10 protein-coding genes are annotated in these 12,473 nt (G+C 38.6%); 3 read left to right on the top strand and 7 right to left on the bottom strand.

Annotated elements, in window-relative coordinates; translation table 11 throughout:
* Nucleotides 1-29 precede the first annotated feature (29 nt).
* From groL to MKL36_RS00410, 4 genes are all read right to left on the bottom strand, one after another.
* Nucleotides 30-1,664 (bottom strand): chaperonin GroEL, encoded by a 1,635-nt coding sequence (groL, locus tag MKL36_RS00425; RefSeq protein WP_001274623.1) that lies wholly within the window; start codon nucleotides 1,662-1,664, stop codon nucleotides 30-32.
* A gap of 58 nt (nucleotides 1,665-1,722) precedes the next feature.
* Nucleotides 1,723-2,013, bottom strand: a complete 291-nt coding sequence (locus MKL36_RS00420) for a co-chaperone GroES (RefSeq protein ID WP_000065579.1) — start codon at nucleotides 2,011-2,013, stop codon at nucleotides 1,723-1,725.
* Between the two features lie 185 nt (nucleotides 2,014-2,198).
* Nucleotides 2,199-2,957, bottom strand: a complete 759-nt coding sequence (locus MKL36_RS00415) for a metallophosphoesterase family protein (RefSeq protein ID WP_021510653.1) — start codon at nucleotides 2,955-2,957, stop codon at nucleotides 2,199-2,201.
* A complete protein-coding gene (locus MKL36_RS00410) occupies nucleotides 2,938-3,876 on the bottom strand; it encodes a diacylglycerol/lipid kinase family protein (RefSeq protein WP_001247651.1) in 939 nt (312 codons plus the stop codon). The genes MKL36_RS00415 and MKL36_RS00410 overlap by 20 nt, the downstream gene beginning before the upstream one ends.
* 391 nt (nucleotides 3,877-4,267) lie before the next feature.
* On the opposite strand from MKL36_RS00410, the gene MKL36_RS00405 reads away from it, so the two are divergent.
* Nucleotides 4,268-6,100 carry a phosphoenolpyruvate carboxykinase (GTP) gene (locus tag MKL36_RS00405; protein ID WP_000214355.1) on the top strand — a complete coding sequence of 611 codons (1,833 nt, stop codon included), beginning with the start codon at nucleotides 4,268-4,270 and terminating at the stop codon, nucleotides 6,098-6,100.
* 41 nt (nucleotides 6,101-6,141) lie between these two features.
* On the opposite strand, the gene glpD is transcribed toward MKL36_RS00405, so the two are convergent.
* Nucleotides 6,142-7,659, bottom strand: a complete 1,518-nt coding sequence (gene glpD / locus MKL36_RS00400; RefSeq protein ID WP_021510654.1) for a glycerol-3-phosphate dehydrogenase — start codon at nucleotides 7,657-7,659, stop codon at nucleotides 6,142-6,144.
* A 154-nt stretch (nucleotides 7,660-7,813) separates the two neighbouring features.
* A complete protein-coding gene (gene glpK, locus MKL36_RS00395; protein ID WP_000063780.1) occupies nucleotides 7,814-9,322 on the bottom strand; it encodes a glycerol kinase GlpK in 1,509 nt (502 codons plus the stop codon).
* 374 nt (nucleotides 9,323-9,696) lie between these two features.
* Between glpK and MKL36_RS00390 the strand changes: the two genes are divergently transcribed.
* Nucleotides 9,697-11,028 carry an MFS transporter gene (locus tag MKL36_RS00390; protein ID WP_086374156.1) on the top strand — a complete coding sequence of 444 codons (1,332 nt, stop codon included), beginning with the start codon at nucleotides 9,697-9,699 and terminating at the stop codon, nucleotides 11,026-11,028.
* Between the two features lie 116 nt (nucleotides 11,029-11,144).
* The gene (locus tag MKL36_RS00385) at nucleotides 11,145-11,567 is read left to right on the top strand and encodes a hypothetical protein (RefSeq protein ID WP_001043188.1); all 423 of its coding nucleotides are present in this window, start codon (nucleotides 11,145-11,147) and stop codon (nucleotides 11,565-11,567) included.
* 22 nt (nucleotides 11,568-11,589) lie between these two features.
* Here the strand turns inward: MKL36_RS00385 and MKL36_RS00380 are convergent, their stop codons facing one another.
* A complete protein-coding gene (locus MKL36_RS00380; protein ID WP_001278008.1) occupies nucleotides 11,590-12,258 on the bottom strand; it encodes a class I SAM-dependent methyltransferase in 669 nt (222 codons plus the stop codon).
* Nucleotides 12,259-12,473 lie beyond the last annotated feature (215 nt).

The following is a 12,473-nucleotide window of genomic DNA, read 5'->3' as shown; positions in this document are numbered from 1 at the left end:
TTTTTTTGGGTTAAAGCGTTGATGCGTTATTACATCATTCCGCCCATACCACCCATACCGCCCATATCTGGAGCAGCTGGTTTGTCTTCAGGAATGTCAGTAATCATACATTCTGTAGTTAACATTAAGCCAGCAACAGAAGCAGCGTGCTCAAGTGCAGAACGAGTTACTTTAGCTGGGTCAAGGATACCCATTTCTAACATATCACCATATTCGCCAGTTGCAGCGTTGTAGCCGAAGTTACCCTCACCATTCTTAACAGCGTTGATAACTACAGATGGCTCATCACCAGCATTCGCAACGATTTGACGAAGTGGAGCTTCAATCGCACGGCGTAAAATGTTGATACCAGCTGTTTGATCTTCGTTAGCGCCTTTTAAGCCTTCAAGAGCATTTACAGCGCGAACAAGAGCAACACCACCACCAGCAACAACACCTTCTTCAACTGCTGCACGAGTTGCGTGAAGTGCGTCGTCTACGCGGTCTTTCTTCTCTTTCATTTCAACTTCAGTTGCTGCACCGATTTTAATTACAGCAACACCGCCTGCTAACTTAGCAACACGTTCTTGTAATTTTTCACGGTCATATTCTGAAGTAGATTCTTCGATTTGAGCACGGATTTGTTGAACACGTTCAGCGATAGCAGCAGCATCACCAGCACCGTCAACAATAACTGTGTTTTCTTTAGAAACAGTGATTTTGTGCGCTGTACCTAAATCTTGAAGAGTTGCTTGTTCTAAAGACATACCAACTTCTTCAGAAATAACTGTTGCGCCAGTCAAGATCGCGATGTCTTGAAGCATTGCTTTACGACGGTCACCGAAACCAGGAGCTTTAACAGCACATACTTTGATGATACCGCGCATGTTGTTTACAACAAGAGTTGCAAGCGCTTCACCTTCAACATCTTCAGCGATGATAAGAAGTGGTTTACCAGTTTTAGCAACTGCTTCTAAAACAGAAATCAATTCACGAATGTTGCTGATTTTTTTATCAACAAGAAGGATGAACGGATTTTCAAGTTCAGCAGTTAAAGTATCTTGTTTGTTTGCAAAGTACGGAGAGATATAACCACGGTCAAACTGCATACCTTCTACAACGTCTAATGCGTCTTCGAAGCCAGAGCCTTCTTCTACAGTGATTACGCCTTCTTTACCTACTTTTTCCATTGCTTGAGCAATAAGTTTACCAACAGTAGTATCAGAGTTAGCAGAGATTGAACCTACTTGTTCAATTGCTTTGAAATCATCAGCTGGTTTAGCAATAGAACGGATATTTTCAACTACAGTTTTTACTGCAATGTCGATACCGCGTTTTAAATCCATTGGGTTCATACCAGCAGTTACTGATTTGATACCTTCATTTAAAATTGCTTGAGCAAGTACAGTTGCAGTTGTTGTACCGTCACCTGCGATGTCGTTAGTTTTGCTTGAAACTTCACGAACAAGTTGAGCACCCATGTTTTCAAACTTGTCTTTTAATGAAATTTCTTTTGCAACAGTTACACCGTCTTTAGTGATGTGCGGCGCACCGAAAGAGCGGTCGATCACAACGTTACGGCCTTTAGGACCTAAAGTCACTTTAACTGCATCTGCAAGTACGTTTACCCCTGCAATCATTTTTGAGCGAGCTGAATCACCAAATTTTACGTCTTTAGCTGACATATTAAACTCCGAATCTTTTTAAATACTGAATCTGATAATGAATTGAGTTATGGATCGATTAGCCTTCTAATACAGCTAAGATGTCTGACTCTTTCATGATTAAGAGTTCTTCACCATTTACTTTAACTGTTGTACCTGCATAAGTACCAAATAACACCTTGTCACCAACTTTAACATCCAAAGCACGTACGCCGTTATCAGTGATTTGACCATTGCCTACTGCAATTACTTCACCTTGAGATGGTTTTTCAGCAGCAGAACCTGGCAATAAAATACCGCCAGCAGTTTTGGTTTCTTCTTCTACGCGACGAATCACAACGCGATCATGTAATGGACGAATGTTGCTCATAATTAACTCCATCAGACTTAGTCTTTTTGATTAATCGTTATTGCTTTAATCCAGAGCAATAACAAAATATTTAGATGTCACTTTTGTGGGGATGAAAAAAATGGCTTCAAGGGGAAATAAGAAAAAATTTTCTCTTTTTTGAATATTTTTTAAACAATCAATTATTTAAGCTCATCTAAACCAAATCAATATGAAGTGAATTCAGCCAGCTGTTCATTAAACCAATAATGTCGAATTTTTCCTTCATTTGAAATTGTATTAAAGCTATTTGGATTATGATGATATAAGCGAGTAGAAGTTGCTGTACCAGCATGTATATCAAAAATAGGATGATCTATTTTTAAAGAATAAATCTGAGTTAAATCATATATAGCTGTTTTATGGAGATGCCCATGTAACATTCCAAATAGACCAGTTGTACTCCACTTTTCTAAAGCAATTTTGCCCAGAACCGGACAATCTTTTATTCCATGCTTATTATCAGGCGGCGTATAAAAGGGTTGATGGAAAACAACCAGCTTTATTTTATTTTTAGGTCCCCTGTCTAAACGCTCATATGTAGCTTGAATTTGTTCAATCGAAATATGCCCACGCGTATGATAACGACGGCGTATACTGTTTACGCCTACAATATAAAAATGTTCAGTTTCTAAAGTCGGCTCTAATTCACCAAAAAAATATCGATAACGGGTAAATGGAGAAAAAAAACGATTCCAGACATGATACAAAGGTATATCGTGGTTACCGGGCACCACAAGATAAGGAATATTGAGGCTATCTAAATACTGTCGACATTTAAAAAATTGTTCATATTTGGCGCGTTGAGTAATATCGCCGCTCACAACAACCACTTCAGGCTGTTGCTGAATACAAAAATCTCTTATTGCCTCTAAACACTCTTTTTTTTCTGTCCCAAAGTGTAAATCAGACAGATGTAGTAACATTCGGCACCATAATATTTAAAGCATTTTTTTCTACAGTGAAATTTAAAGGAGGTTTCATCTCTATGATTTCTCCATCTAAGGCCACTGTGAGTTTGGTTTTCTTTGCACATTCAACAATGACATGATCAGCACAAAAACTATATACATCTTGTGCATCTTCAACTTTACCTTGAACCCATTGCCAAAGCATATTTAGTAAACTCAGCTTATCACTTTTTGTAATTACAACTCCAGCGACTCTTCCCTGAGCTGCACATTCTGCAATTCTGAGCTTCATATCACATAGTTGCAATTGGTTATTTCCAAAGAAAATAAGCGGCGCTTTAACTGGGTATTTCTTGCCATCTACAGTTATAGAAAGCTTCATTGATTTATTTTCTCTCAATAAAACATCTAAAGCTGAGGTATAGGCATGTAAAGGCAGTCTTCCTAAATATTTATTGTAGAGTTCGCGTTTTTTGATAAAAAGAGGATATAAACCTAAACTTGCATTATTTAGATAAATATGATCATTAATAACTGCTACATGTACTGACCTAGGTTTACCTGTTGCAATAACCTCTGCTGCCTCTAAAAGGTCTAACGGAATCTCTAAAACTTTAGCAACATAATTAAAAGTCCCTAAAGGCAAAATTCCCATGGGAATAGAAGTATTTTTAAGTTTAGTTGCAACCGCATTTAAAGTACCGTCTCCTCCTGCCGCAACAACCACTCCTGTATTTTCATTTTGTGAATGTCGATGAATAACATTATTTATCAAATCATCAAATAATGTATTTTCATTTAATTCAAATACTTGTATTTCAAAACCATATTCTGTAAATACAGTCATGAGCTGCTCATAGACGTCTTCATGTTTTGAAGCATGAAATCCTGATTTTTCGTTATAGATGATTGAAAGAGGTTTCAAAGGCCGCATTTTATTATCGTAAAGTCAGTTCTTTATTCTATTTTGTATATAAAATCGCCTATTAAAAGTCTCTTTATGTAAATTTTGAATGAGCTTCATTTGTATAATCAATAATAATTCTCAAAAAAATTTTTCAAGCCTAGTTAATTGATTTTAAACAAAATAATTTAGATAAATAACATACATATAACATAAAAATATAAAAGCAAAAACCTTATAAAAACATATAAACATATGATTTTCATTAAAAAATAAAGAAAACTCCAAATATCTGCTAGTTAGTCTTTAGTCTTATTTTTTTTATGATTTTATGCTTTAATACAGCCACTTTTTTATTTGATCTTTCATTGTATCCCAATGAATGACTTGTACGTTGTACATATTTTGAATAGGCCTCACCATGACCACAGTGAACGCACCAGAATTCGTTCGTCATCCTAAGCTTATAGCATGGGTTGAAGAAATTGCAAACTTAACCAAACCAGCAAAAATCGAATGGTGTGACGGAAGCGAAGAAGAGTATCAACGTCTAATCGACTTGATGATCGCTAACGGCACCATGCAGAAATTAAACCAAGAAAAACATCCTGGTTCTTATCTTGCAAATTCTGACCCATCTGACGTTGCGCGTGTTGAAGATCGTACTTACATCTGCTCTCAAAATAAAGAAGATGCTGGTGCGACAAACAACTGGGAAGATCCAGCTGTTATGCGTGAAAAATTAAATGGTTTATTTGAAGGTTCAATGAAAGGCCGTACCATGTACGTTGTTCCTTTCTCTATGGGTCCTTTAGGTAGCCATATTGCTCACATTGGTATCGAGTTAACTGACTCTCCTTATGTAGCTGTTAGCATGCGCAAAATGGCACGTATGGGTAAAGCAGTTTATGACGTATTAGGTACGGATGGCGAGTTTGTTCCTTGCGTACATACAGTAGGTGCTCCACTTGCTGAAGGTCAAAAAGATGTTGCTTGGCCTTGTAACCCAGAGAAATATATCGTTCATTACCCAGAAACTCGCGAAATCTGGTCTTTCGGTTCTGGTTACGGCGGTAACGCGTTACTTGGTAAAAAATGTTTAGCTCTTCGTATCGCTTCTGTCATGGGACGCGAACAAGGTTGGTTAGCTGAACACATGCTTATTCTTGGTGTAACTAACCCTCAAGGTGAAAAACACTACATCGCTGCTGCATTCCCGTCTGCTTGTGGTAAAACAAACTTTGCAATGTTAATTCCACCAGCAGGTTATGAAGGTTGGAAAATCGAAACTGTAGGTGACGATATTGCTTGGATTAAACCAGGTGAAGATGGTCGCTTATATGCGATTAACCCTGAAGCTGGTTTCTTCGGTGTAGCACCTGGTACAAATACCAAAACTAACCCGAACTGTATGGCAACTCTTCACAAAGACGTTATCTATACAAACGTAGCAGTAACTGACGATGGTCAAGTATGGTGGGAAGGTCTTTCTAAAGAAGTTCCAGCAAACTTAACTAACTGGAAAGGTCAACCTCACGTAAACGGCGAAAAAGCAGCACATCCAAATGCTCGTTTCACTGTTGCAGCAGGTCAATGTCCATCTATCGATGCTGATTGGGAAAACCCAGCAGGTGTTCCAATTTCTGCATTCATCTTCGGTGGTCGTCGTGCAGATACAGTACCTTTAGTTTCTGAAGCTTTCGACTGGGTTGACGGTGTATATAAAGCGGCAACTATGGGTTCTGAAACTACTGCTGCTGCTGTTGGTCAACAAGGTATTGTTCGCCGTGACCCATTCGCGATGCTTCCATTTGCTGGCTATAATATGGCTGATTACTTTGACCACTGGTTAAACCTTGGTGCGAAAGTAAGTGAAAAAGCTGAAGCTTCTGGCAACAAATTACCAAAAATCTTCAATGTAAACTGGTTCCGTCGTGATGCTGAAGGCAACTTCGTATGGCCTGGTTTCGGTCAAAACATGCGTGTTCTTGAGTGGATCATTGATCGTTGTGAAGGTCGTGCGAACGCTGTTGAAACACCTATCGGTTTTGTTCCAACATATGAAGACTTGAATTGGGAAGGTACTGAGTTCACTAAAGAACAATTTGACCTCATCACAAATCAAGATAAAGACCAGTGGGTTACTGAAATTGAAAGCCACACTGAGTTATTCAATAAACTTGGCGAACGCTTACCTAAAGCATTAAAAGAACGTCAAGCAGCTTTACTTGAAGCTGTAAAAACTGGCTTCTAATTGCTCTATATAAAAAAGGTCGCCATGTGCGACCTTTTTTATTATGCGGCATCGTCTTTTAATCGACGTTCAGATAAATAAGCTTCTAAAACTTTTACCTGTTTTTCATCAAATGCCAAACCTAATTTAGATCTGCGCCAAAGTATATCTTCTGCTGTGTGAGCCCATTCATATTCACACAAATATCTGACTTCACACTCAAACAAATCATGGCCAAAATGTTGACCCAATTGTTCTATAGCATTTCGCTCTTTAAGCATATTCCACACTCTTGTGCCATATGCATGAGCCCAACGGTTGGCAAGTGAGTCAGAAATTCCACTTACACGTGTTTTAATCTGATTGATTAAATCATCTAGTGTGGTCCAGTTTTCGGCGCCAGGTAATGGCTCATCTGCAGTCCACTCCTCTGCCATGTCATTAAAAAACGGAGCCAGATGCTCTAAAGCAGCTTCGGCTAACTTTCGGTAAGTTGTAATCTTGCCCCCAAACACTGAGAGCAATGGTGTAGTTTTATCTTCTGCCTGTAGAGCCAAAGTATAATCGCGTGTAATTGCAGATGGATTATCAGACTCATCATCACATAAAGCACGCACACCCGAGTACTGACTTACAATATCAGCTCGCGTCAACTGCTTTTTAAAATGTGAATTTGTCACTGTCAAAAGGTAATCGATTTCCACATCAGTAATCTCTACTTTTTGTGGATCACCTGTGTATTCCTGATCTGTTGTACCAATGAGGGTATATTTTTCTAAATAAGGAATTGCAAAAACGATCCGTCGATCTTCGTTTTGCATAATAAAGGCCTTATGGCAGTCATATAATTTTGGCACAACAATATGACTTCCTTGTATAAGCCTAATTTGATAAGGTGAACTTAAGTTCAGGTTTTCACTAATAATTTCTTCAACCCAAGGTCCCGCCGCATTTACAATAGCTTTCGCACGAACCTGATAAAACTCAGCTCCGCTTTGTAACTCCAGATGCCATAATTCCTGTTGCCTATAAGCCTTAACACAACGTGTACGTGTAACGACTTTTGCCCCTTTCTCTTTAGCTTGTAGTGCATTTAACACCACAAGACGCGCATCATCTACAGTACAGTCAGAATATTCAAAACCACGTGTTATCGCTGGTTTTAAAGGGCTGTCTTCTTTGAAATAAATGAGATTTGATCCTAATAATTTTTCTCGTTTTCCCAAATGATCATAAAAAAATAGACCTGCTCGAATTAGCCATGCAGGGCGTAAATGGGGTCGATGAGGCATGATAAAACGCATTGGTTTAATAATATGTGGCGCTTTAGCTAGCAATACTTCACGCTCTGCTAATGCTTCTCTGACCAGCCTGAATTCTTTATATTCTAAATAACGTAGGCCGCCATGAATTAATTTGCTGCTAGCAGATGAGGTATGGCTGGCTAAATCATCTTTTTCACATAAAAATACCGATAATCCGCGCCCTGCTGCATCATTGGCAATACCAACACCATTAATACCGCCACCAATTACAGCAATATCATATATTTTTGAATAATCATTAGGTTGTACTTTCATTTCTCATGTTCTTTTTATTGTTGATCTTATAAAAATTAAAACATCAAATTGATGAAACAACAATCAAAAAAGTAGAATAATCAATTTTGCATCCTCTAGCATTTAACTATCCATTGACTACCCTACTATTGAATTCAACTAGTTAAGAAAAAGTTCAATCCTCTGCCCAATTTTGACTACGCTTAACTGCTTTTAGCCAACCTTTATAAATGAGTTCAGCTTGTTCAGAAGGCATTTTCGGTTCAAATACTTTTTCTATGGCAGATTTATTTCTTAACTCATGAAGATCTTGCCAAAAACCAGTGGCCAACCCTGCTAAGAAAGCTGCACCCAATGCTGTAGTTTCTTTCATTATTGGACGCTCTACCGGTGTCGTTAAAATATCGGCCTGAAATTGCATCAAGAAATTATTTTCCGTTACTCCTCCATCAACACGGAGTGTACGAAGCTCTTCCTCTGCATCTTGTTGCATGGCATCTAAAACATCCCGAGTTTGAAAGGCAATAGACTCTAGAGTTGCGCGGATAATATGTTCAATACTAGCCCCACGTGTCAGACCAAAAATTGCGCCGCGTGCTGTCGGGTCCCAATATGGTGCTCCTAATCCGGTAAAAGCAGGTACTACATATACACCATTATTATCCTTTACACGTGTTGCATAAAGCTCGGAATCCTTAGCATTCTTAATAACCTTTAATTCATCGCGTAACCACTGTACGCAAGAACCACCGTTAAATACGGCACCCTCTAAGGCATAGTTCACCTCACCACTCGCACCACAGGCAATAGTTGTGAGTAAACCATGCTCTGAACGGACAATCTTTTTACCCGTATTCATGAGTAGAAAACAGCCAGTACCGTAGGTATTTTTAGCCTGTCCCGACTCAACACACATTTGACCAAAAAGCGCAGCCTGCTGATCACCCGCGATTCCGGCAATTGGGATTCCTACTTCTTGTCCACTAATGGTATGTGTATATCCATAAACCTCAGATGAACTACGAACCTCCGGCAACATTGCTCTAGGAATGTCTAAAGCTTGTAAAAGCTTTTCATCCCACTCAAGCTTTTCGATATCAAACAGCATGGTTCGAGATGCATTGGTAAAATCAGTGACATGGACGGCCCCATTAGTTAGTTTCCAAATGAGCCAAGTGTCCACCGTACCGAATAATAACTCTCCCCGCTCAGCACGCTCACGGCTGCCTTCAACATGATCCAAAATCCATTTAATTTTTGTGGCCGAGAAATATGGATCAATGACTAAACCGGTGGTCTTACGGATATATTCTTGCCAACCTGCTTTATACAATTGATTGCATATTTCCGTTGTTTGTCGGCTTTGCCAAACAATCGCATTGTAAATAGGCCTTCCTGTTTTTTTGTCCCAGACAATAGTGGTTTCCCGTTGGTTTGTAATTCCAATTGCCGCAACTTGTTCACTCTTTATGCCAGCTTGAGCCAATGCTTCGACCCATACAGCACTTTGAGTTGCCCAAATTTCCATAGGATCATGCTCAACCCAACCTGGCTGAGGGTAAATCTGGGTAAATTCTCTTTGAGCAATACTGACAACGTTCGCATCATGATCTAAAACAATTGCTCTTGAGCTTGTTGTTCCCTGATCAAAAGCGACAATATATTTTTTCGGGCAATTTGACATCTGAATGTCCCTTTCATTTTCCACACACATCTAGCCCACAATGCAAAAACATCATGCCTAACTGTATTTATTTAAAATTTTCTTTGGAATATATCATTATTTTTAAGTGGCATAGGGTTTCTTCGTCCAAACATTACCCATTCTTTATCAATTTTTTACTGCATGGAAAAAAGTAATAAGAAAAATATTGAAATTAGAAGATAAAAATATGCTGATCGGCTAATTTGAAATCACATAAATATTCAACTTATTCCTTTGCTTAAATAATAAACATTGTTTTACAGACATAAAAAAAATAAAGTGAAATACTCCTGTAGATAATATGTAAAAACGGAATAAATCTTCTCTTTTTTAGCATTCAACCCAAGCGAAACATGGAGCGAATCATGGTTGATCAACCTTCTACCGCAACAACTCCACATTCTAATTTAGATACAAAAACCCGTCTAAAATCAATTTTGGGCGGTTCTGCCGGTAACCTTGTCGAATGGTACGACTGGTATGTATATGCCGCATTTACGCTCTATTTTGCTCATGCATTTTTCCCAAAAGGAAGTCAAACCGCCCAACTTCTTCAAGCTGCCGCTATTTTTGCAGTGGGTTTCGTTATGCGTCCCATTGGCGCATGGATTATGGGGATCTATTCTGACCGTAAAGGACGTAAAGCGGGCCTTACGCTTTCCGTTACTTTAATGTGTATCGGTTCGCTACTGATTGCTGTTACACCTTCCTACGAAAGTATTGGCGTATTTGCTCCATTGCTTTTGGTTATTGCACGTTTAATTCAAGGCTTAAGTGTAGGCGGTGAATATGGCGCAAGTGCAACGTATTTAAGTGAAATGGCAGAAAAAGATCGACGTGGTTTTTTCTCAAGCTTTCAATATGTCACTTTAATTGCAGGACAGCTTACAGCTTTATGCGTACTACTCATCTTGCAAATGATACTTACCGAAGAACAGCTACATGACTGGGGATGGCGTGTTCCGTTTTTCATCGGAGCCCTTTTAGCTATTGTGGTGTTCCGTATTCGTCGTGGCTTATTGGAAACTCAATCCTTTAAAAACGCTCAAGCAGAAACAGATCAGCCGAAATCAGGAATGTTTGCTTTATTTAAACATTATCCTAAAGAGGCCTTCACTGTATTATTCCTAACTGCTGGTGGTACTTTAGCTTTTTATACTTACACCACCTATTTACAGAAATATTTAGTGAATACTTCTGGTTTTACCAAGCCTGAGGCTACTCAAATTACCACTTTAGCCTTATTCATCTTTATGTGCTTACAGCCATTGGCAGGTGCCTTATCAGATCGGATTGGCCGTAAACCGCTTATGATCGCCTTCGGGGTCACAGGTGTTTTATTCACTTATATTTTGTTTGATACACTTGCAAACACGCATAACTACTGGACTGCTTTCTGGCTATGTTTAGGTGGACTGGTTATGGTAACCGGCTACACATCAATTAATGCTGTAGTGAAGGCTGAACTTTTCCCTGCACATATTCGAGCTTTAGGTGTCGCATTACCTTATGCAATTGCGAATACTTTATTTGGTGGTACAGCCGAGTTTTTTGCATTAAGTTTTAAAGAAGCCGGGCACGAATCTTGGTTCTTTATTTACGTCAGTATCATGATTTTCATTTCATTGCTGATTTATATCTTCATGAAAGACACCAAGCATCATTCAAAAATTAAAGAACATTAAAATCCTTCAATTAGAGCTAATATCATAAGTGAATGTTAGCTCTAACTTAGTGAATAAGCTCCAACAACGTTTCTATTTTATGAGATACTTCATATAAGAAAATAAGGACGATACTGATGAATAAAAGTATTCTATGTTTGGCATTAAGTAGTATGTTCATTTTAACTGCATGTCAGACTACGCCTCGACAATATAATGGTTCAACTGGCTACCAGATTGAAAACCAAACAAAAACTTCAGCGACTTTAGCTTACACTTTAGCTGGTCGTAGTAACCAGCAACTTGATGAGCGTAAATTGCAACGTGCTTGTCAAAATGTGTTAGGTGCTCAGAAAGTTTATAAATTATCAATTTTAAGCATCAATGAAATTCCTAATCCAGCTAAAGATGAGCATTACGGAATTCAACTAGGTGAAACCCGCGCTTCTTTTGGCTTATCAAATACACCTAGCTTAAATAATGGTGAAGATTATGCGACACGCCAAGCACTTGAAGCGCGTCCAAGTACATTAAAAGTCGTTCGTTATACTTGTTCATAACATAAAAAAAGACGCTGTTCTCTTACAGCGTCTTATAAAAACTTACATTTCTAAATTCTTTCGCTTCATCCAGATCTGGCCAAGTTGTTGCACTTCTTTCTTCAATTTTTTCATATTTTGGATGACTAAAATTTTTAACACGGCTATCTGCCACCCATACTTCAGGTGCAAATTTTAAAAATTCGTCTAAGAAAAAGCGATTACATTGGTCATATAACACATCGGCAGCAAGTAAAACATCGACTTGTTCAGCCTTATATAAATCATCCAAATATTCGAGTTCTACATCATTAAGTAAAGCATTTTCACGACAAGCATTTAAACTGACCTGATCAATATCACAGCAGATTACGCGTTTTGCTCCTGCCATTTTTGCAGCAATTGCCACTACACCAGAACCTGCTCCGAAATCTAACACCACTTTATCTTTAACATGGTGCGGCTCTGCAAGTATCCACTGAGCCATCGCCAAGCCTGATGCCCAACAGAAAATCCAATACGGCGTGTCATTCCAGATACGGCGAATAACTTCGTCATCCAAACGATCAGTTGGAAAAACAGGTGGAATCAACCATAAAGAAATTGGAGTTTCTGGCAACTGTTGTGCCATTAATTCACAATGAGGAATGACTTCATGTAAGGCTTGAAGTAAATGTTCAGGGGCTTTGGACAGTTGAAAGGTGCAGCTCATAAATAAGCTCAACAATTTATAATTACTATTTGATCATCTGCATCGTGAGCAAGACTAAAACAGTAGCTTAAAGCATGATAGTGGCTAGTTACTAAAAATACATTAGTTCAATTCCACTGCTTTAATTAGTGCAACCGTTTTGGTCTTGCGTAGCATTCGCTACTCATCCCGAAAGAAAAGTAACATACGAGCTCCTAACATTTGCGTTAAACGGT

The organism is Acinetobacter sp. AOR12_HL, from assembly GCF_027855275.1.
GTDB classification, from domain to species: domain Bacteria; phylum Pseudomonadota; class Gammaproteobacteria; order Pseudomonadales; family Moraxellaceae; genus Acinetobacter; species Acinetobacter baumannii.
Note: the sequence above shows the minus strand (reverse complement) of the source record. Positions and strands in the feature narration are given on the sequence as shown.

Bases quoted from the DNA above. Each gene is read 5' to 3' on its own strand.
- MKL36_RS00415 (WP_021510653.1), bottom strand. From the start codon at position 2,957: ATGTTACTACATCTGTCTGATTTACACTTTGGGACAGAAAAAAAAGAG.
- glpK (WP_000063780.1), bottom strand. From the start codon at position 9,322: ATGTCAAATTGCCCGAAAAAATATATTGTCGCTTTTGATCAGGGAACA.
- MKL36_RS00380 (WP_001278008.1), bottom strand. From the start codon at position 12,258: ATGAGCTGCACCTTTCAACTGTCCAAAGCCCCTGAACATTTACTTCAA.
- MKL36_RS00385 (WP_001043188.1), top strand. From the start codon at position 11,145: ATGAATAAAAGTATTCTATGTTTGGCATTAAGTAGTATGTTCATTTTA.
- MKL36_RS00405 (WP_000214355.1), top strand. From the start codon at position 4,268: ATGACCACAGTGAACGCACCAGAATTCGTTCGTCATCCTAAGCTTATA.
- MKL36_RS00390 (WP_086374156.1), top strand. From the start codon at position 9,697: ATGGAGCGAATCATGGTTGATCAACCTTCTACCGCAACAACTCCACAT.
- MKL36_RS00410 (WP_001247651.1), bottom strand. From the start codon at position 3,876: ATGCGGCCTTTGAAACCTCTTTCAATCATCTATAACGAAAAATCAGGA.
- glpD (WP_021510654.1), bottom strand. From the start codon at position 7,659: ATGAAAGTACAACCTAATGATTATTCAAAAATATATGATATTGCTGTA.
- groL (WP_001274623.1), bottom strand. From the start codon at position 1,664: ATGTCAGCTAAAGACGTAAAATTTGGTGATTCAGCTCGCTCAAAAATG.
- MKL36_RS00420 (WP_000065579.1), bottom strand. From the start codon at position 2,013: ATGAGCAACATTCGTCCATTACATGATCGCGTTGTGATTCGTCGCGTA.